18 protein-coding genes are annotated in these 18,647 nt (G+C 69.4%); 9 read left to right on the forward strand and 9 right to left on the reverse strand.

The features are described 5' to 3' along the window. Positions 1-23: 23 nt before the first annotated feature. Positions 24-254: a twin transmembrane helix small protein gene (locus tag AC3WQM_RS16960; protein ID WP_062481367.1), complete on the reverse strand. Its 231-nt coding sequence runs from the start codon at positions 252-254 to the stop codon at positions 24-26. Between the two features lie 27 nt (positions 255-281). Here AC3WQM_RS16960 and AC3WQM_RS16965 point away from each other — a divergent pair, with 27 nt between their 5' ends. From AC3WQM_RS16965 to AC3WQM_RS16990, 6 genes are read left to right on the forward strand one after another with little or no spacing between them, the layout of a single operon-like run. Next, positions 282-1,169 carry an SURF1 family protein gene (locus AC3WQM_RS16965; RefSeq protein ID WP_492680296.1) on the forward strand — a complete coding sequence of 296 codons (888 nt, stop codon included), beginning with the start codon at positions 282-284 and terminating at the stop codon, positions 1,167-1,169. Beyond that, the gene (locus AC3WQM_RS16970; RefSeq protein ID WP_492680298.1) at positions 1,153-1,836 is read left to right on the forward strand and encodes a redox-active disulfide-containing membrane protein; all 684 of its coding nucleotides are present in this window, start codon (positions 1,153-1,155) and stop codon (positions 1,834-1,836) included. The genes AC3WQM_RS16965 and AC3WQM_RS16970 overlap by 17 nt, the downstream gene beginning before the upstream one ends. Positions 1,837-1,860: 24 nt before the next feature. After that, entirely contained in the window at positions 1,861-3,084 is a 1,224-nt protein-coding gene (locus AC3WQM_RS16975) for a COX15/CtaA family protein (RefSeq protein WP_492680300.1), read from the forward strand. Then, positions 3,081-3,986: a heme o synthase gene (cyoE, locus tag AC3WQM_RS16980; protein ID WP_095950890.1), complete on the forward strand. Its 906-nt coding sequence runs from the start codon at positions 3,081-3,083 to the stop codon at positions 3,984-3,986. The genes AC3WQM_RS16975 and cyoE overlap by 4 nt, the downstream gene beginning before the upstream one ends. A gap of 17 nt (positions 3,987-4,003) precedes the next feature. After that, on the forward strand, positions 4,004-4,627 hold the full coding sequence (locus tag AC3WQM_RS16985; protein WP_492680302.1) for an SCO family protein: 624 nt from the start codon (positions 4,004-4,006) through the stop codon (positions 4,625-4,627). A 16-nt stretch (positions 4,628-4,643) separates the two neighbouring features. Continuing rightward, complete coding sequence (locus tag AC3WQM_RS16990) at positions 4,644-5,468, forward strand: DNA alkylation repair protein (RefSeq protein ID WP_492680304.1); 825 nt, start codon at positions 4,644-4,646, stop codon at positions 5,466-5,468. A 67-nt stretch (positions 5,469-5,535) separates the two neighbouring features. Here the strand turns inward: AC3WQM_RS16990 and rpoH are convergent, their stop codons facing one another. Together rpoH and AC3WQM_RS17000 are read right to left on the reverse strand one after the other, a co-directional pair. Next, positions 5,536-6,477, reverse strand: a complete 942-nt coding sequence (rpoH, locus tag AC3WQM_RS16995; protein ID WP_099792678.1) for an RNA polymerase sigma factor RpoH — start codon at positions 6,475-6,477, stop codon at positions 5,536-5,538. 136 nt (positions 6,478-6,613) lie between these two features. Continuing rightward, a complete protein-coding gene (locus AC3WQM_RS17000) occupies positions 6,614-7,531 on the reverse strand; it encodes a LysR substrate-binding domain-containing protein (protein ID WP_492680306.1) in 918 nt (305 codons plus the stop codon). Between the two features lie 125 nt (positions 7,532-7,656). On the opposite strand from AC3WQM_RS17000, the gene AC3WQM_RS17005 reads away from it, so the two are divergent. Then, positions 7,657-8,472 (forward strand): aminotransferase class IV family protein, encoded by an 816-nt coding sequence (locus AC3WQM_RS17005; protein ID WP_492680308.1) that lies wholly within the window; start codon positions 7,657-7,659, stop codon positions 8,470-8,472. Here the strand turns inward: AC3WQM_RS17005 and AC3WQM_RS17010 are convergent, their stop codons facing one another. The 5 genes from AC3WQM_RS17010 to AC3WQM_RS17030 all read right to left on the reverse strand — a co-directional run bounded on the left by AC3WQM_RS17010 (position 8,473) and on the right by AC3WQM_RS17030 (position 14,311). Then, entirely contained in the window at positions 8,473-9,351 is an 879-nt protein-coding gene (locus tag AC3WQM_RS17010; protein ID WP_099792672.1) for a LysR family transcriptional regulator, read from the reverse strand. Between the two features lie 14 nt (positions 9,352-9,365). Continuing rightward, positions 9,366-10,451: an ABC transporter ATP-binding protein gene (locus tag AC3WQM_RS17015; protein ID WP_489057697.1), complete on the reverse strand. Its 1,086-nt coding sequence runs from the start codon at positions 10,449-10,451 to the stop codon at positions 9,366-9,368. A gap of 13 nt (positions 10,452-10,464) precedes the next feature. Continuing rightward, a complete protein-coding gene (locus AC3WQM_RS17020) occupies positions 10,465-12,282 on the reverse strand; it encodes an ABC transporter permease (protein ID WP_492680310.1) in 1,818 nt (605 codons plus the stop codon). Positions 12,283-12,314: 32 nt separating this feature from the next. Continuing rightward, positions 12,315-13,658 carry an ABC transporter substrate-binding protein gene (locus AC3WQM_RS17025; protein ID WP_492680312.1) on the reverse strand — a complete coding sequence of 448 codons (1,344 nt, stop codon included), beginning with the start codon at positions 13,656-13,658 and terminating at the stop codon, positions 12,315-12,317. 188 nt (positions 13,659-13,846) lie between these two features. Continuing rightward, on the reverse strand, positions 13,847-14,311 hold the full coding sequence (locus tag AC3WQM_RS17030; RefSeq protein WP_492680314.1) for an Mpo1 family 2-hydroxy fatty acid dioxygenase: 465 nt from the start codon (positions 14,309-14,311) through the stop codon (positions 13,847-13,849). 154 nt (positions 14,312-14,465) lie between these two features. Here AC3WQM_RS17030 and AC3WQM_RS17035 point away from each other — a divergent pair, with 154 nt between their 5' ends. Together AC3WQM_RS17035 and AC3WQM_RS17040 are read left to right on the forward strand one after the other, a co-directional pair. Next, a complete protein-coding gene (locus AC3WQM_RS17035) occupies positions 14,466-15,185 on the forward strand; it encodes a response regulator transcription factor (RefSeq protein ID WP_492680316.1) in 720 nt (239 codons plus the stop codon). Further along, complete coding sequence (locus tag AC3WQM_RS17040; protein WP_489057702.1) at positions 15,182-16,981, forward strand: ATP-binding response regulator; 1,800 nt, start codon at positions 15,182-15,184, stop codon at positions 16,979-16,981. Before AC3WQM_RS17035 ends, AC3WQM_RS17040 begins: the two co-directional genes overlap by 4 nt. A gap of 306 nt (positions 16,982-17,287) precedes the next feature. Here the strand turns inward: AC3WQM_RS17040 and ftsY are convergent, their stop codons facing one another. Then, positions 17,288-18,619 carry a signal recognition particle-docking protein FtsY gene (gene ftsY / locus AC3WQM_RS17045; protein WP_492680318.1) on the reverse strand — a complete coding sequence of 444 codons (1,332 nt, stop codon included), beginning with the start codon at positions 18,617-18,619 and terminating at the stop codon, positions 17,288-17,290. Positions 18,620-18,647: the final 28 nt, after the last annotated feature.

An 18,647-nucleotide genomic window follows, 5' to 3' on the forward strand; every position in this document is an offset into this window, starting at 1 on the left:
TCTCGTGGAACGAGCACCATCTGTTACTTCCCGAGCGGGAGCCCGGTGGGCTGGATGTAGCCGAGTTTCCAGGCCAGCAGCATGCACAGGAACAAAAAGACCGACAGGCCGATCCGAAAGGTGAGCGCGCGGGCCATGCCCCCGCGCTTGTTTTGCCCGTCGCGACCGTCCTTCAGCATGAAGTAGAGCGCGAAGGCGAGGCTCGCGAAGATGCCCAGAAAGATCAGGGCGACGAAGTATTTCATGACCCGCATTATCGGCCGCGCGCCCCGTCCGCTCCAGTGACCTCCGAGCCTCCCGAGCCCCTTGTCTCCTCTGCCACGCCGCGCCGCCGCGCAGGCCGGGGCCGTTTCCTGATCGTCACGCTGGCGGCCGTGCTGGCGCTGGCGGCCACCGTGTCGCTGGGCCGTTGGCAGCTCTCGCGCGCCGCGCAGAAAGAAGCGCTGCAGGCCCGCATCGACGCGCAGAAGCAAAAGCCCCCGCTGTCGCAGGCGGAGTTCCTGGCGCTGGGCGAAGCGGTCGGCGAGCTGCACCGGCCGGTGCACCTGCGCGGCCTGTGGCTCACGGCGCAGACGGTCTACCTGGACAACCGCCAGATGCACGGCACACCGGGCTTCTATGTGCTGACGCCGTTCGCGCTCGAAGGCAGCGAGCGGACCGTGATGGTCCAGCGCGGCTGGGTGCAGCGCAATTTCGTCGACCGCACGCAGCTCGGTGTGGTCGAGACGCCGCCCGGCATCGTCGAGCTCACGGCGCTGATCGAGCCGCCGCCGAGCCACCTGTTCGAGCTCGGCGCCAAGGCCGTACCGGCGCCCGCCGCATCGGCCGCCGCGCCGGCTCCGGCGGCGCAGGCCGCCTCGGGCCCCACCGCTCCGGCACCGGGCATTCAGGGGTCTTCCCCCATCCGGCAAAATCTCGACTTGGAGGCATTCCGTGCCGAGACCCAGTTGCCGCTGCGCACCGACGTGTCGCTGCAGCAGAGCGGGCCGGCGTCCGAGGGCCTGCAGCGCGACTGGCCGGCCCCGGCGTTGGGCCTCGAGAGGCACTACGGTTACGCATTCCAGTGGTTCGGCCTGTCGGCCCTCGTTGTCATCCTCTATGTCTGGTTCCAATTCATCTCCCCCTTCCGGCGCGCGCGGCGCCGCGCACGCGATGGCCGCGGCCTCTGACGAGCCGCTGGGCCTGACCGTGCACTCGATGCCGTCGCCGGGCCAGGCGCTCGACGAGGCCGAGAACCGCCGCACCGTCCACGGGCGCTGGAAGATGATCGCCGTGCTGCTGATGTGCGCGGCACCCGTCATCGCCTCGTACTTCACCTACTACGTGATCCGGCCCGAGGGCCGCAGCGTGTACGGCGAGCTGATCGATCCGCAGCACGAGATGCCCCGCCTCACGGCAACCGACCGCAGCGGCGCGCCGGTCGAGCTGACCACGCTCAAGGGCCAGTGGCTGCTGGTGGCAGTGGCCGACGCGGCCTGCGACGCGCTGTGCGAGCAGCAGCTGTACCTGCAGCGCCAGCTGCGCGAGAGCCTGGGCCGCGAAAAAGACCGCCTGGACCGCGTCTGGCTCGTGAGCGACGCGGCACCCGTGCCCGAGCGCCTGACCAACGGCCTGCACGGCGCGACCGTGCTGCGCGTGCCGGCCGACCAGCTCGCCCGCTGGCTCGCGCCCGTGAAGGGCCACACGCTGTCCGAGCACCTCTACGTGGTCGATCCGATGGGCAACTGGATGATGCGTTTCCCGGCCCGCATGGACGCCGCCGGCGCAAGCCGCGCCAAGCGCGACATCGACCGCCTGCTGCGTGCCTCGTCCTCGTGGGACGAAGCGGGCCGCTGAGCCCGCGCGAACAACCATCGCCCCATGGACACGAGCTCCCTCTACGACCTCACGCCGATCGCCTGGATGATGGGCGCCGGCGTGCTGCTCGCGCTCGGACCGCTGGTCTGGGTGTGGCGCCGCAACGCCGGCTCCGGCCCCGCGCGGCGGCTGCACGCGCTGACCGTGCTCACGCTGTTCCTCACCTTCGACCTCACGCTGTTCGGCGCCTTCACGCGGCTCACCGATTCGGGCCTGGGCTGCCCCGACTGGCCCGGCTGCTACGGCAACGCCAGCCCGGCCGGCGCGCGCCACGAGATCGCGATGGCGCAGGCGGCCCAGCCGACCGGCCCGGTGACGCACAGCAAGGCCTGGATCGAGATGGTCCACCGCTACCTCGCGACCGGCGTCGGTGTGCTGATCCTCACGCTGGCCGGCGCGACCTGGATCGTGCGCCGCCGCCAGCGGCGCCAGCCCGCGCCGCCGGTCGACAGCGCGCACCATCACGTCGTGCTCAGCGCCTGGTGGCCCGCGGCCACGCTGGTCTGGGTCTGTCTGCAGGGTGCCTTCGGCGCCATGACCGTCACCTGGAAGCTGTTCCCCGCCATCGTCACGATGCACCTGATGGGCGCCATCGTGCTGCTCGCGCTGCTGTGCATCCAGGCCGTGCGCTACCGCCAGGTGGCGGCGCAGCGCCTGCCCACGGCCGTGTCGCCGGCCCTGCGCAACGGGCTGATCGCCACGGCGGTGCTGCTGGTGCTGCAGATTGCGCTCGGCGGCTGGGTCAGCACCAACTACGCGGTGCTGGCCTGCACGCAGTTCCCGACCTGCCAGGACAGCTGGTGGCCGCCGATGAATTTCGCGCAGGGCTTCGAGATCTGGCGCCACCTCGGCGTGACCGGCGACGGCCAGCCGCTCGACTTTTCCGCGCTCACCGCCATCCATTACGCGCACCGCCTCATGGCGTATGCCGTGTTCGTCGCGCTCGGCCTGCTGGCTTGGCGCCTGCGCCGCCTCGAGGCGCTGCGTTCGCAGGCGCACTGGCTGGCTGGCCTGGCGCTGTTGCAGCTGGCCACGGGCCTGGGCAACGTGCTGCTCGGCTGGCCGCTGGCCGCCGCCGTGCTCCACACCGGCGGCGCCGCGGCGCTGGCGGTGGTCCTGACCTGGGCGCTGTGCGAGAGCCGCCGCGAAAGCGCCGCCGCTGCACCGATTCCGCGCGCCGTCGACAATGCGCGCGGCACCCCCAACCCGAAGAAAGCCACCGCGTGAGCACCCCGATTCCTGTTCAGCACGCCAGCACCGCCAACGTGCTGCGCCAGTTCTACGCGCTCACCAAGCCGCGCGTGGTGCAGCTGATCGTGTTCTGCGCGCTCATCGGCATGGTGCTGGCCGTGCCCGGCCTGCCGTCGTGGGCCGATGTGCAGCGCGGCGTGCTGGCTTGCATCGGCATCTGGCTCGTGGCCGGTGCGGCCGCCGCATTCAACTGCCTGGTCGAGAAGGGCATCGACGCCAAGATGAAGCGCACCGCCTGGCGCCCCACGGCGCGCGGGCAACTCAGCGACATGCAGGCGCTGGTGTTCTCGGCGCTGCTGTGCGCGGCCGGCTCGGCGCTGCTGTGGTTCACGGTCAACCCGCTGACCATGTGGCTCACGTTTGCCACCTTCGTCGGCTATGCGGTGATCTACACCGTCATCCTGAAGCCGCTGACGCCCCAGAACATCGTGATCGGCGGCGCCTCGGGTGCCATGCCGCCGGTGCTGGGCTGGTCCGCCATGACGGGCGACGTCGGCCCCGAGGCGCTGATCCTGTTCCTCATCATCTTCCTGTGGACCCCGCCGCACTTCTGGGCGCTGGCGCTGTACCGCGTCGAGGACTACCGCAAGGCCGGCCTGCCGATGCTGCCCGTGACGCACGGCAACGAGTTCACGCGGCTGCAGGTGCTGCTGTACACCTTCATTTTGTTCGCCGCCTGCCTGATGCCCTTCATCTACGGCATGAGCGGCTGGCTCTACCTCGTGGTCGCCATCGGCGTGAGCATCGGCTTCACCGGCTATGCCTTCGCGCTGTGGCGCAACTACTCCGACACGCTGGCGCGCAAGACCTTCCGGTTTTCGCTCATCCACCTGAGCGTGCTGTTCGCGGCGCTGCTCGTCGACCATTACCTCCGCTGACCGGACCTGACCTGCCCATGAACAAGCGCAATGCCCTGAAATCGATCGCCGCCACGGCCGGCTGGGTGGCCGTCTCGGCCACGCTGGGACTGGGCCTCGCGGCCTGCAGCGAGCAGCAGCCGAAGCAGAGCTTCCAGGCGGTCGACATCACGGGCGCCGACTACGCGAAAGACTTCTCGCTCACCGACGCCGACGGCAAGGTGCGCACGCTGGCCGATTTCAAGGGCAAGGCGGTGGTGCTGTTCTTCGGCTACGTGCAGTGTCCCGACGTCTGCCCGACCACCATGACCGAGATGGCGCAGGTCAAGCAGCAGCTCGGCGCCGACGGCAGCAAGCTGCAGGTGCTGTTCGTCACCGTCGATCCGGCGCGCGACACGCCCGAGGTGCTCAAGGCCTACATGGGCGCGTTCGACCCGAGCTTCGTGGCGCTCATTCCCACGCCCGAGCAGCTGGCCGCCATCGCGAAGGACTTCAAGGTCTACTACAAGAAGGTCGAGGGCAAGACGCCGACCAGCTACGCCATGGACCACTCGGCCGCCAGCTACATCTACGACCCGCAAGGCCGCCTGCGGCTCTACGCGCGCTACGGCGCGGGCGTGCCGGCGATGGTGTCGGACCTGAAGACGCTGCTCGCTTCCTGAGCCGGGCGCCCACGCCATGGCATCGGTCGACCATCTGAAGTCGCGCAAGGGCGCGTTCCGCATCGCGCTCATTCCGCCGGAAGTGCTGGGCGCGCTGAACGGCGGGCTGCTCGAGACCGTCAACCTCAACGAATTTCTCGCGCTCGAACTGCCGCTGCTCGCGCGCAGCGTGGCGGGCCATGTCGGCCTCGACGCGGCGCACGAACGGCTGGACGACACGCTCGCCATGCTGGCCGCCTTCAAGCCCATGCAGCGCCACAGCCACATTGCGCGCGCGCTGTACGACATGACGGCCGAACACGCCGAACGCGATGCCGTGGCGCACCGGCTGGCCACGCACGCGAGCGACGTGGCGCGCTGCTGGGCGGTGCAGTGGATCACGCTGTCGGGCCTGCCGCTGGCGGCCCAGCTCGACGCCGTGCGCCGCTTTGCCGCCGACCCGCACTTCGGCGTGCGCGAGTTCGCCTGGATGGCGGTGCGCGACAGCGTCATCGATTCGCTCGACGAGGCGCTGGCGCTGCTGCAGCCCTGGGTGACCGATGCCGATCCGAACGTGCGCCGCTTCGCCAGCGAACTCACGCGCCCGCGCGGCGTGTGGTGCGCGCAGATCGAAGCGCTGAAGGCCGAGCCCTGGCTGGCGCTGCCGCTGCTGGAGCCGCTGCGCGCCGACGCGCATCGCTACGTGCAGAACTCGGTCGCCAACTGGCTCAACGACGCCAGCAAGACGCAGCCCGAGTGGGTCGAGACGCTGTGCACGCGCTGGGTGGCCGAATCGCCGGTTGCCGAGACCCGCTACATCGCGAAGCGGGCGCTGCGCACGCTGACCAAGTCGACGCCCTGAAGCGTCCCCGAACGAAAAAAAGCCCGGCACTGCCGGGCTTTTTCGTGGAGGAGGGCGGTCGTGACGCTTACGCGTACTCGGCCAGGGCCTTCTTCATCTTCTTCATCGCCGCCACTTCGATCTGGCGGATGCGCTCGGCGCTCACGCCGTACACCGCGGCCAGGTCGTGCAGCGTCATGCCGCCCGAGCCGTCGTCGTTCACCTTGAGCCAGCGCTCTTCGACGATGCGGCGGCTGCGGTCGTCCAGCGCCTCGAGGGCGGTGGCGATGCCGTCGCTCGACAGGCGGTCGCGCTGCTGCGATTCGAGCAAGGCGGTCGGTTCCTGCGTGGCGTCGGCCAGATAGGCGATGGGGCCGAAGCCTTCGTCGCCGTCATCGGACGGACCCGGATCGAGCAGCACGTCGCCGCCCGACAGGCGGGTTTCCATTTCGAGCACTTCCTCGGGCTTCACGTTCAGGCGCGTGGCCATCTGCGAGACCTCGTCGGGGCTCAGCGTCTCCCGGTGCGTGCCGTTGTCGGCCGCGGCCGAGTCGGCCTTGAAACTCTGCTTCATCGAACGCAGATTGAAGAACAGCTTGCGCTGCGCCTTGGTCGTTGCGACCTTGACCATGCGCCAGTTCTTCAGGATGTACTCGTGGATCTCGGCCTTGATCCAGTGCATGGCGTAGCTCACCAGCCGCACGCCCTGGTCGGGGTCGAAACGCTTCACGGCCTTCATGAGACCGACGTTGCCTTCCTGGATCAGGTCGCCGTGCGGCAGCCCGTAGCCCAGGTACTGGCGGGAAATGGAGACGACCAGGCGCAGGTGCGACAGGATCAGCGCACCGGCAGCTTCGAGGTCGTTCTGGTCGCGCAACTTGCGTGCGAAGCCCTGCTCTTCTTCGAGCGTGAGCAGCGGCAGGCGGTTGGCGGCCGAAATGTAGGCATCCAGGTTGCCCAGCGGGGGGACCATCGACCATGGGTTGGCGACGGCCAGCTGGTTGGCAGAGACTCCAGACAGCGTTGTCATCAGGGGAAACTCCTTTGTGTTGGCCATATTAGCACTCGGTTAGAGGGAGTGCTAAGCCAAGGGTTCCCTTGGGTTTCTATCGTTGCGATAGCTTTTGTCGCGATTTGTTGGATATTTGTATGCCGTTTGGCGTTTTTCAAGTCCTGGAGGCTTGCCCCAGCAGCCAGTCCTGAAACGCCAGGATGCGCGGGTCCTGGGCGCTGCCTTCCGGGTAGACCAGGTGGTAGGCGTAGCCCGCCGCCATGGGCACGCCGATGTCGAACAGCCGCACCAGCCGGCCCTGGGCGAGGTCGGCGCCGATCATGTCCAGGTCGGCCAGGCCGACCATGCCGCTCTCGGTGACGGCGCGCACCACGTCGCTCGAGTCGGCGAAGCCGATGCAGCGGCTGTCGTCGAAGCCCTCGACGCCCGCGGCGGCCATCCACATCGGCCAGTTCGGCCAGACCATGCCGTCGGTCTTCCAGTCGACGAAGCACAGCGTGTGCTGGAGCAGGTCGCGCGGCGTTGCCAACGGGGGCCCGCTGGCGAGCAGCCTGGGGCTGCAGACCGGCACGATCACGGTGTCGAACAGGCGCTGCGCGCGCGTGCCCGGGTCTTTGCCGGTGCCGAAGCGGATCGCCACGTCGATGTCGTCGGCGTCGAAATCCCGCAGCGCGTCGGAAATGTCGAAACCCAGTTCCAACCCAGGGTTCGCGGCCCGGAACTGCGGCAGCCGGGGCAGCAGCCAGTTGGTCGCGAAGCGGGCGCTGGTCGACACGCGCAGCGTCGCCGCCCCGCGCGCCATGCGCCGGGCGCGGCCGGCGGCGCGACGCAGGGTGTCGAGGGCGTCGGCGGTGGCCTCGAACCACACCGCGCCGGCCGGTGTCAGGCGGATGCTGCGGCTGGTGCGCGTGAACAGCACGACGCCCAGCTGGTCTTCGATCTCCTTGATCTGGTGGCTCACGGCCGCCGGCGTCAGCCCCACCTCTTCGGCGGCCCGGGTGAAGTTCAGGTGCCGCCCGGCAGCCTCGAAGGTGCGCAGGGCGCGGGTGCCGGGGAGCAGTCTGGGATGCATTGATCTTCAAATGATTTTTGATAATTTTCCAAAAACTATTCGTTTCTCAAAGGGAAGTCAACGCGGGATAGTTCAAGAACTTGAAGATCCATCCACAACGATCCCCTTTCAGGAGCAATGAAACCATGTCCGCCAGCACCCCTTCTTCCACTTTCGTCGTGCAACGCAACGGCCAGCCCGCACCCGCCGAGGCCTTGGCGTCGCTGGCCTTCGCCGGCCACGCCCATTTCACCGCCATGCAGGTGCGCGGCGGCCGGGTGCGGGGCCTTGATCTCCATCTGGCTCGGCTGCGCTTCGCCTCGCAGACCCTGTTCGGCCAGGCGCTGCCCGACGACATGGTGCGCGCCCACCTGCGGGCCGCGCTCGCGGCTGGCCCGGCGGACCTGTCGCTGACCGCCACCGTCTACTCCCCGGCTGGCGAGTTCACCGTGGCCGACGCGGTGCCCGAGGTGCTGATCCGCACCGGCCCGCCTTCCAACGGCCCCGCCGGCCCGCTGACCCTGGCCGCGATCGAACACGAGCGTTTCCTGCCGTCCGTGAAGCATGTCGGCGAAGGCGCCAAGACCCAGCTGCTGCGCCAGGCCGCCGCGCAGGGCTTCGACGACACGGCCTTTCTCGACCGGCAGGGCCGGCTCGGCGAGGCGTCGATCTGGAACCTGGCCTTCTGGGACGGCAAGGCGGTGGTGTGGCCCGAGGCCGACGTCCTCACCGGCACCACGATGGGCATCGTGCGCCGGCAACTCGATCGCCTCGGCGTCCCGCAGCGCAGCCAGGTGCTGCGGATGGCCGACCTGCCTGCGCTGGCCGGCGCCGTGGTCATGAACTCGTGGACGCCGGGCGTGGCGGCGCACCGCATCGGCGACGTGGCGTTGCCGGCGGCGCCGGCCTTTTTGGAGCTGCTCCACCGGGCCTACGAGGCCGAGCCGCTCGTGTCGGTGTGATCAGCCCCAGACCGACTGCACCGCCGACGTCAGCGCCACCACCAGCGGGTCGCCGGCGCGCTCGGTCGCGCTGCTGAAGTACAGCTGGGCGTCCACCCGCGCGTGACCCCACACGACCCAGTCGCCGCGCTCCACGCCCGGCACGGCGACTTCCTCGCGCAGCAGTGCGCAGGCGCTGCCGGCGCGCACGAAGGTTTCGAGTGCGCTGGTGTCGTCGCTGCGCATCACGACGTTGGGCGCCAGGCCCTGCTGCTCGAACAGGCCGCGCAGCATCTGGTGCACGTGCGATTCCGCCGTGCCGTCGACCCACGGCAGCCCGGCCAGCACGCGCCAGCCGCCGCGCTGCATTTCGGTGGCCAGGCGCGGCGGAAAGGCAATGCGGTAGCACACCGAGCGCAGCGCGATCCACTGCAGGTCGCGCGGCGGGTGCACGCTGATGGTGAAGGCGCCCGCCAGCCCGCCGCCGCGCACCTGGTCGAGCAGGTGGCCCACGGCGTGGGTGCGCGTGTGCAGCTCCACCAGCGGCAGGCTGCGCTGCACCGCGACCGCCAGGTGGCCGGTGCGCAGGAACTCGGGCGTCTCGCCCGGCAGGCCCAGGTCGATGCGTCCGCCGAGTTCGCCCTGCATGCGCCGCGCCGCGCCCTTGAGCTCGCTGGCGGCGCTCAGCAGCGCCTCGGCCTGGGGCAGCAGCCGGTCGCCCGCGCGCGTGAGCGTCATGCGGCCGGCGCCGCGGTCGAACAGGGCCACGCCGAGGCTCGATTCCAGGCCCTTGATCTGCGCGGTGACCGCGGGCTGCGTGACGCACAGCACGTCGGCCGCGCGCGTCACGTTGCCCACGCGTGCCACCGCGACGAAGGCGCGGATCTGGTGCAGCTCCATCGGCGCGCGGCGCGTCAGGCGCCGAACAGGCGCACTTGCGAGGGCTCGATGCCCAGGCTCACCGCACCGCCGACCGGGAACTTCGACAGCCCCATGTGGTGCGGGTGATCGACGGCCAGGTTCTGGTGGCCCACACGCACGCGGTAGCGCGTGAACTCGCCGAGGAACTCGCTGGCCTCCACGGTGCCCGGCACCCACACGTAGCGCGCGTCGTGCGCCGCGTCGGCCACGTCCACGCGCAGCGTGTGCGGGCGAAAGCTGATCTGCAATGTGTCGGCCTCGGGCGCGTCGGTGGGCAGCGGAAAGTGCAGCTCGCCCACGCCGTCGACGTCCAGCGAGAGCGTGTCGCCGCGGCGAGAGCGCACCTTGCCCTCCAGCAGGTTCATGGTGCCGACGAAGTTGGCGACGAAGGTGTTCACCGGGTAATCGTAGAGCGTGGCCGGCGCGCCGACCTGCTGCACCACGCCCTTGTCGAGCACGGCCATGCGGTCGGCGGTGGTCATGGCCTCTTCCTGGTCGTGCGTGACGAAGATGGTGGTCAGCCCCAGGCGCCGCTGCATCGCCAGCAGCTCCTGGCGCATCTGCACGCGCAGCGTCTTGTCGAGGTTGGAGAGCGGCTCGTCCAGCAGCAGCACCTGGGGCTCGATGACGATGGTGCGCGCCAGCGCCACGCGCTGCTGCTGGCCGCCCGACAGCTGGCTGGGGCGGCGCTGCGCATACGGCAGCAGCCCCACCAGCTCGAGCGCGGCCGTCACCTTCTCCTTGATGACCGCCTTGGGCGCCTTGCGCTCCACCAACCCGAAGGCCACGTTGTCCCACACCGTCATGTGCGGCCACAGCGCGTAGCTCTGGAACACCATGCCGATGTTGCGTTCCCAGGGCGCCTTGTCGCTCACGTCCTTGCCGTCGATCAGCACTTCGCCGTGCTGGTGGCGGTTGAAGCCGGCAATCAGGCGCAGCAGCGTCGACTTGCCCGAGCCCGAAGGCCCGAGCAGGGCGAAGAACTCGCCGGGCTCGATGTCGATGTTGACGTCCTTGAGCACTTCGGTGGTGCCGTAGGCGAGCCGCACGTTGCGGCACTGGACAGGTACTTTTTTCATGGGAAGCCTTGGGTCAGATCTTGGCCGCCGGGGCGGTGGGAATGGCAGGTGCGTCCGCAGCAACAGGTGCCGCGATCGGCAGCGGCGGCAGCGCTTCATCGAGCGGCCGCGCCGTGAGCCGCTGGCCGGTGCGCTCGACCACCAGGTGCGACAGGTAGGTGCCCAGCGCCACCACGGCGATGGCCAGCACGCCCAGCGCCGCGCCGGGCCCGCGGCCGGCCACGCTCTGCATGTACAGGTAGATGCCGTAGCTCATCGGCGCCTGCGACTCGGCCGACGACAGCAGGATGGTGGCCGACAGCTCCACCGCCGCCGTGATGAAGCTGGTCACGAAGCCCGCCAGGATGCCGCCCGCCATCAGCGGCACCACCACGCGCTGGATGGTGCGCATCTTGGTCGCGCCCAGGCTCTCGGCCGCCTCCTCGAGCGACACGTGCACCTGCTGCAGCGCGGCCACGCAGGAGCGCAGCGCGTAGGGCAGGCGGCGCACCGCGTAGGCCAGCATGATCACGATCCAGGTGCTGGTCAGCAGCGTGTCGGTGCCCGGCACCGTGACGCCCTTGAACAGCCGCAGGTAGCCGATGGCCAGCACGATGCCCGGCACGGCCAGCGAGGCGGTGGCGATCCAGTCGAGCCACTTGCGCGCGGGCAGCGAGGTGCGCAGCATCAGGTAGGCGATGGTCACGCCCAGAATCACATCGAGGCCCGCGGCCAGGCCGCAGTACAGCAGCGTGTTCTTCATCATGCCGCCGGCGTCGTGGAACACGGTCTCGTAGTGGGCCAGCGTGTAGGCGTCGGGCAGCGGCGAGAAGCTCCACACCTGCGCCAGCGACAGCAGCAGCACGCCCAGGTGCGGGCTCAGCACCACCAGCAGCACCACGAAGATCCAGCCGTAGGCCGCGAACGAGCCCAGCGGCGACAGCTGGCGCTTGGCGATGCTCGCGCCGCCCTTCTGGATCGTGGAGTACTCCTTGCCCGCCAGCATGCGCGCCGACAGCGCCATGGCCGTGATCGAGAACACGATCATGATCACGCTGATCACGTAGCCCAGCGGGTCTTCCAGCCCCACCTGCGTGATGCGCAGGTAGGCCTGCGGCGCCAGCATGTTGGTCTGGCCCAGCACCAGCGGCGTGCCCAGGTCGTCGAACACCTTCACGAACACCAGCGAGGCGCCGGCCACGAAGCCCGGCATGGCCAGCGGGAAGATCACGCGCCAGAACAGGCGCCAGCCGGTGCAGCCCAGGTTGAGCGCCGCTTCTTCCATGGCGCCGTCGATGTTGCGCAGCGCCACCGTGAGGTTCATCAGGATGAACGGGAAGTAGTGGATGGCCTCCACGAAGATCACGCCGTTGAGCCCTTCCATGATCGGCAGCGTGACGCCGAAGTACTGGTTGAGCAGCAGGTTCAGCGAGCCCGAGCGGCCGAAGATCAGCTGCATCGCGGCCGCGCCCACGAAGGGCGGCATGATCAGCGGCAGCACGCCCAGCGTCTGGATCAGCATCGCGCCGCGGAACTGGAAGCGCACAGTGAAGTACGACAGCGGCACTGCGATGAGTGCCGCGAACAGGGCCGACGCGGTGGCCACGAACAGGCTGTTGAAGAACGACTCGCGCATCAGCCCCTGTTCGAAGAAGGCGCCGAAGTGGCCGAAGGTCAGGCCGCCGTCGGCATCGACGAAGGCGGTGTAGAAGACCCGGCCGACCGGCAGCACGAGAAACAGCAGCAGAAAGCCGAGCACGAGGGCGCCGGCCAGCCAGGCGCCGGGGCGAACCTGGCTGAAGCGGCGCGCGCGCGCAGTGGCCGGCGCGGTGCCGGCGGTGAGTGTGGTCATCGGTGAGGTGTCCGGTGGCGCTCAGTGCGTGTTCAGCGGGCGCTGGCCAAGGCCTGCTCGGCCAGCGTGCGGGCGCGTTCGTACTGCTCGCGGGCCTGCGTGCTCCAGCGGTCTTCCAGGCCGGTGACCTGCTTGTTCGAGGCAGCGTCCTTCTTGTTGGCGGTGAACAGCGCCAGGAAGTCCTTGTCGTTCGCCATCGACGCGCCAACCAGCGGCGTGAAGGCCAGGTCGCGCGCCTGCTTGAGCTGCGCCTGGCCCTGCGCGTTGGGCTTCTTGGCCAGTGCGGCCGTGGCCTCGTGGATCGCCTTGGTGGCGGCCTTGAGTTCCTTGTGGCGGAAGGTGATGGTCTGGTCGAACAGCGACGACACCACGTTGTAGCGGGCTTCCGAAAGGTCGGAGTCGAAGTGCACCTTGGCGCGCTTGGCGATCTCGAACGGGTTCGGATAGGCGGGCGGCACCTTGCCACCGAGTGCCGACGGCGGCAGCACCGGCAGGCGCGAGATCTTCGGGTCGAGCAGCAGCAGTTGGCCTTCGGTCGACACGCTGTAGGCGATGAACTTGCGCGCCTCTTCGGGGTTCTTGCTGCCGCTGACCAGGCCGATGTTGGCCGGCACCACGGCCGTCACGTCGGGGTAGACGAACTCCACCGGGAAGCCCGAGAACTTGCCGGCCAGGCCGAAGAAGTCGATCACCAGGCCGATGCCGAACTGCCCGTTGTTCACGCCGTCGGGCACGCCGAAGCTGCGCTCGGTGATGGCTGCGCTGTTGCCCGAAATCTGCAGCAGCTGGTTCCAGCCCTTGTCCCAGCCTTCGCCCTGCAGCAGCGTCTCGACCGTCAGGTGCGTGGTGCCCGAGCGCGAGGGCGCGCTCATGGCCGCGTGGCCGAAGTACACCGGCTTCATCAGGTCGCTCCACTGCGCGGGCGCGGGCAGCTTGTTGGCGGCCATGTAGCGCGTGTTCCACATCAGGCCGTAGCCGGCCAGCGCCTGCCCCAGGTACAGGCCCTGCGGGTTGTTGATGGGGTAGTTGCCGACCTTCTCGGGCACCGCCTTGTTGGCCTGCGCCGCCACGTTCTCCAGCAGCTTCTGCCCGGCCAGCACCTCGAAGGCATCGGGCGCCGAGGCCCAGAACACGTCGGGCCGCTGGCCCACCGGCAGCTCGCGCACGTACGAGATGCCCTGCACCGTGCTCTTGTTGAGGATCTCCAGCTTGATGCCGGGGTTGGCTTTCTCGAACGCCACCTTGTAGGCCTGCGTCAGCTCCTTGGGAAAGGAGGTGACGACCGTGACGGTGCCGGCACGGGCAGCGCCGCCGAGGCCGGCGGCCAGCAGCGAGAACGAAAGCGCAAGCGTGCGCAGGGTGAAGCGGGAAGGCATGGTGTTGTCTCCAGGTCGTTGGCGAGGACGCATGCCGCGCGCTTCGTGGCGAGCGCTTGCGGTCATGTCGGTCGGCATCGTGCATGACGTGCCGCGCGGGGGCCAATCAGAAAACGTGATGCACGCCATCACCCCTCAGGGTTCACCCGAGGGCGGCAACGAAAAGGAGACGGGGTGGGAGGCGCCGTCTACCAGCGGATGCCGAGCTTCAGGAACAGCTTCGACAGCACGAACAGCGGACCGACCCAGAGGTACTGGATGTCCTCGAAGAACGACGGCTTCTTGCCTTCCATCTTGTGGCCGACGAACTGGAAGATCCATGCCACCACGAAGATCGCCGCCGACACCGGCGCTACCGAGGCGCCCATCGCATGCACCGCCACCAGCGCCAGCACCGTGAGCGCCAGCATGGTGACCAGGAAGGCCGGCGAGCGCAGCAATGCGTAGTACACGAGGCTGGCCGCCACGAAGGCGTAGGCCACCCACGGATGGATCGCGAACAGCAGCCCGACGATGCTCAGCATGATCGCGGGGATGGCCACGAAGTGGATCAGCTCGTTGGTCGGATGGCGGTGGCTCTCCTCGTAGTGGGCGAGCAGGCGGTCGACCTTGCGCTCGCTGGTGGCGAGCGGGGCGGCGGCGGTGTGGGTCATGGCAGGTCTCCGGGGCGCCGTGCGTTGCGGCAAGACTTCCATGGTGCCCACGGCGCCGGGCCGTGGCAAGTGGCGTCGTCCCGGGTGGGGCGAGGGCAGGGCGCCATGACTTAGGGCACTGTCGCGCGGGGCTTGCGCCGCTAAGATCAAATCCGTGGCCTCTTTCGACTCCCCCTCCGCACCCCCGCCGCCCCTCACCGACACCGGTGTGCCTGTCGGCGTGTCCGGCGCGATCCTGGTGGTGGACGACCACGACCTGCTGCGCCTGGGCGTGAGCGCGCTGGTGCAGGCCCAGGCCGCCACCTCGGGCGCGCGCATTTCGGTGTTCGAGGCCGGCAACATCGCCGACGCGCTCGCGCTCTACGCCGCGAACGAGGCGGCCATCGGCCTCGTGCTGCTCGACCTCGCGCTGCCCGACACGCACGGGCTCAGCGGCCTGGCCGAGTTCCGCCTGCGCTTTCCGGCGGCGCGCGTCGTGGTGCTCTCGGGCACCGCCAACAGCACGCTGGCGCAAGGCGCGCTCGCGCTCGGCGCCAGCGCCTTCCTGCCCAAGTCCGCCGACCTGAAGGAGATGGTGGGCTTCATCCGCGCCTGCGGCCTGTTCGAGGCCGACGGCACGCCGCCGCAGCCGCTGCCGCCGGCGGCGCTACCCAAGTCGCTGTCGGGGTACGCGGAGTTCGCGCACGCCAGCGCCTGGCAGGAACTCACGCCGCGCCAGATGCAGGTGCTGCAGTGGGTGCTCGAAGGCAAGGCGAACAAGGAGATCGCGCAACTGGCCAACCTGAGCGAGGGCACGGTGAAGAACCATGTCTCGACCATCCTCCTGCTGTTCGGCATGCGCTCGCGCGCCCAGCTGATCAGCATGCTGCGTTGAGCGGCGCCACGCTGGCGGGCCGCGGCGATGCCGCCGCCGGCCAGCTGCTGGGCCAGCGCGTGCTGCGCGAGCACGTCGGCTCGGTCTACGACACCTACGGCATCTCCACGCTGACCCACCTGGGCTTCGTGATCGTGTTCGGCTGCATCATCTACTCGCAGCTCAGCGATGCGCGCCTGCTGTTCTGGATGGCGGCGCTGGTGGCGGTCGACATCTACGTGTTCTTCACGCCGCGCTGGACGCCCGACAAGCCGGCCTCCGAGAGCCCGTACTGGGCGCGCAAGATCTCGCGCATGGTCACGCTGGTGAGCATGATCACGGCGGTGGTGCCCTGGTTCATCGTGCCGCACGAGAACCTGCCCATGACCTCGCTGCTGATGGCCGTGATCGTCGGCAGCTGCGCGCGCGCCGCGCAGTCGCTGTGGCCGCTCAAGCCCGCGCTGTTCGGCTACACGCTGCCCATGTCGCTGGGCATGATCATCGCGCTGGCCTGGCAGGGCGATGGCCTGCACCTGTTCCTGGCCGCGGCCGGCTCGGCCTACCTGATGCTCACGCTGCACGCCGGCGTGCGCCAGCACCGGCTGCTGACCGACTCGCTCATGCTGCGCTTCGAGAACGAGGCGCTGGCCGCGCGCCTGGGCGAGCAGATCGCCGCCACCGAGCGCGCCAGCGAAGAAAAGACCCGCTTCCTCGGTGCCGCCAGCCACGACCTGCGTCAGCCGCTGCACGCCATCGCGCTGTTCGGCGCCGCGCTCGAGAACGAACTGCGCGGCCGGCCCGAGAGCCGCAACGCCGAGCGCCTGATGCGCGCGGTGAACTCGCTGGGCGCGTCGCTGGACACCATGCTCGATGTGTCCCGGCTCGACGCGGGCGTCATCACGCCTTCGCCGCAGCCGGTGGAGCTCGATGCGCTGTTCCTGCCGCTCAACCACACCTTCTCGGCGCAGGCCGAGCAGAAGGAGCTGCAGCTGCGCGTGCGTGCCAGCGGCCTGTGGGTGCGCAGCGATCCGCAGCTGCTGCACCGCATGCTGTCCAACCTGATGGACAACGCCCTGAAGTACACCGTGCAGGGCGGCGTGACCGTCACGGCGCGCGACCGCGGCGACACCGTGTGGATCGAGGTGCGCGACACCGGCATCGGCATCGCGCCCGAGCAGTCGCACCGCATCTTCGAAGAGTTCTACCAAATCGATAACCCGGGCCGCGACCGTGCGCGCGGCCTGGGCATCGGCCTGTCGATCGTGCGCCGCCTGTCGCGCCTGCTCGGCCATCCGGTGCAGATGCATTCGCGCCCGGGCCGGGGCACGCACTTCCGCGTCGTGCTGCCGACCGTGCCGCCGCAGGTCAGCGCGCTCGTGGGCCCGTTTCCGGCCGGCAGTGTCGAACTGGCTGCACGTCGGCGCGCGGCCATGCTGCCCGGTCGCGTGCTGCTGATGGACGACGAACTTGAAATCCGCGAAGCCATGACCGGCCTGCTGCGCTCGCACGCGATCGATGCGCACGCCGTCGCCGACGAGGCCGCCGCGGCCGAGGCGCTGCACCAGGCTCGCGCCGAAGGCCGGCCCTTCGGCCTGCTGATGTGCGACTACCGCCTGGCCGACGGCGTCGACGGCCTCGACGTGGGCCTGCGCCTGAGTCGGCACCTGGGCACCGAACTGCCGCTGCTGCTGATCACCGGCGAGACCTCGCCCGACCGCCTGCAGCGCGTGCGCGAGTCGGGCGTGCCGGTGCTGTTCAAGCCCGTGGCGCCCGATGCGCTGCTGCAGGCCATGGCGGGGCTTGTGCCGGCACCGTAGCGTTTGGCACACAGCCTGCGGCTGAAAGTGAATACGTTGTAGTTCATTGCGTGCCGATCCCATCGGTTGGCCACACATGCAATGACTTTTGGCACTGCCGGGCGTTCGCCTCCCGTCGTAATTTCGGGTTTCAGGGAAGCGAAATCAGGGGGCGTTGCAGGCGTCGACCACCGGTGCCTTCGCACACGAGGCGCGACGCCGCACAGGCCACACGCAGGGGGAATACAAGGGAGAAATAAGAAAGACAGGGAGCTGACGGCCTCCGGCGAAAGCCGGGGGCCGTTTTTTTTATCCGAAGCGAAAGCCTCAGCCGAGCAGCGCCTGCGCGAACTCGCGGGCGTTGAAGGTCTCGAGGTCTTCGAGCTTTTCGCCCACGCCGATGAAGTACACCGGAATCGGCCGCTCGCGCGCGATGGCGCACAGCACGCCACCTTTGGCGGTGCCGTCGAGCTTGGTCACGATGAGGCCCGTGAGGCCCAGGGTCTCGTCGAAGGCCCTGACCTGCGCCAGCGCGTTCTGGCCGGTGTTGCCGTCGATCACCAGCAGCACCTCGTGCGGCGCGGTGGCGTCGGCCTTGGTGACGACGCGCTTGATCTTCTTGAGCTCGTCCATCAGGTGCAGTTGCGTCGGCAGGCGCCCGGCCGTGTCGACCAGCACCACGTCCTTGCCGCGTGCCTTGCCGGCGTTCACCGCGTCGAAGCTCACGGCCGAGGGGTCGCCGCCTTCGTTGCTCACGATCTCGACGGTGTTGCGGTCGGCCCAGACCAGCAGCTGCTCGCGCGCCGCCGCCCGGAAGGTGTCGGCCGCGGCCAGCAGCACCGAGGCGCCTTCGGTGGCCAGGTGCTTGGTGAGCTTGCCGATGGAGGTGGTCTTGCCCGCGCCGTTGACGCCCGCCACCATGATCACGGTGGGCGTGTATTCGCCGATGACCAGCGGCTTCTCGAGCGGCTTGAGCAGGTCGGTGACGGCGTCGGCCAGCAGCAGCTTGACCTGCGCGGCGTCGGTGGCCATCTGGCGTTTGACGCGCACCTTCAGGTCGGCGAGCAGGTACTCGGTGGCCTTGACGCCGGTGTCGGCCATCAGGAGCGCCGATTCGAGTTCTTCATACAGCGCGTCGTCGATCTGCGCATTGACGAACACGGCCTGGATGCCGGTGCCGGTCTTGCGCAGGCCAGTCTTGAGCTTGTCGAACCAGCTCTTGCGCTCGGTGGCGATGGGGGCCGGTTCGGCGACGGCGACAGGTGCGGGAGGCGGTGCGGGCACGGGCGCCGGAGGGGGCGGCGGTGGCGCGATGACGGGCGCGGGTGCAGGAACAGGGGCGGGTGCAGGAACGGGGGCGGGCGCTGGCGCAGGGATCGGCGCAGGTGCGGCGACCGGAACTGGCGCGGGCGTCGGCGCCACCACGGGCGCGGCCGGTGCCGGCTCGGGGGGCGGCGCAGGGGCGGGTGCGGGTGCGGGTGCGGGTGCGGGAACAGGCGCTTCCGCTGCAGGCTTCGACCCGAACCAGCTCGACGGCGAGAACACCGAGCGTGCCGGTGCGGGTTCCGCGGCCGGGGAGGGCGCGGGTTCGGTGGTCGGCGGCGGGGCCGGTGTCACCGGGGCATCGGCAGGTGGTTTTTTCTTGAAGAAACTGAACATCGGGAGCTTTTTACAATCCGACCCATTC

This window comes from Variovorax sp. FW301-JW7, assembly GCF_058788795.1.

What these genes read in the sequence shown, in the direction of transcription:
- AC3WQM_RS16960 (WP_062481367.1), bottom strand. Translation starts at nt 254, where the DNA reads ATGCGGGTCATGAAATACTTCGTCGCCCTGATCTTTCTGGGCATCTTC.
- AC3WQM_RS16970 (WP_492680298.1), top strand. Translation starts at nt 1,153, where the DNA reads ATGGCCGCGGCCTCTGACGAGCCGCTGGGCCTGACCGTGCACTCGATG.
- AC3WQM_RS16975 (WP_492680300.1), top strand. Translation starts at nt 1,861, where the DNA reads ATGGACACGAGCTCCCTCTACGACCTCACGCCGATCGCCTGGATGATG.
- AC3WQM_RS16985 (WP_492680302.1), top strand. Translation starts at nt 4,004, where the DNA reads ATGAACAAGCGCAATGCCCTGAAATCGATCGCCGCCACGGCCGGCTGG.
- AC3WQM_RS16990 (WP_492680304.1), top strand. Translation starts at nt 4,644, where the DNA reads ATGGCATCGGTCGACCATCTGAAGTCGCGCAAGGGCGCGTTCCGCATC.
- rpoH (WP_099792678.1), bottom strand. Translation starts at nt 6,477, where the DNA reads ATGACAACGCTGTCTGGAGTCTCTGCCAACCAGCTGGCCGTCGCCAAC.
- AC3WQM_RS17000 (WP_492680306.1), bottom strand. Translation starts at nt 7,531, where the DNA reads ATGCATCCCAGACTGCTCCCCGGCACCCGCGCCCTGCGCACCTTCGAG.
- AC3WQM_RS17005 (WP_492680308.1), top strand. Translation starts at nt 7,657, where the DNA reads ATGTCCGCCAGCACCCCTTCTTCCACTTTCGTCGTGCAACGCAACGGC.
- AC3WQM_RS17010 (WP_099792672.1), bottom strand. Translation starts at nt 9,351, where the DNA reads ATGGAGCTGCACCAGATCCGCGCCTTCGTCGCGGTGGCACGCGTGGGC.
- AC3WQM_RS17015 (WP_489057697.1), bottom strand. Translation starts at nt 10,451, where the DNA reads ATGAAAAAAGTACCTGTCCAGTGCCGCAACGTGCGGCTCGCCTACGGC.
- AC3WQM_RS17020 (WP_492680310.1), bottom strand. Translation starts at nt 12,282, where the DNA reads ATGACCACACTCACCGCCGGCACCGCGCCGGCCACTGCGCGCGCGCGC.
- AC3WQM_RS17025 (WP_492680312.1), bottom strand. Translation starts at nt 13,658, where the DNA reads ATGCCTTCCCGCTTCACCCTGCGCACGCTTGCGCTTTCGTTCTCGCTG.
- AC3WQM_RS17030 (WP_492680314.1), bottom strand. Translation starts at nt 14,311, where the DNA reads ATGACCCACACCGCCGCCGCCCCGCTCGCCACCAGCGAGCGCAAGGTC.
- ftsY (WP_492680318.1), bottom strand. Translation starts at nt 18,619, where the DNA reads ATGTTCAGTTTCTTCAAGAAAAAACCACCTGCCGATGCCCCGGTGACA.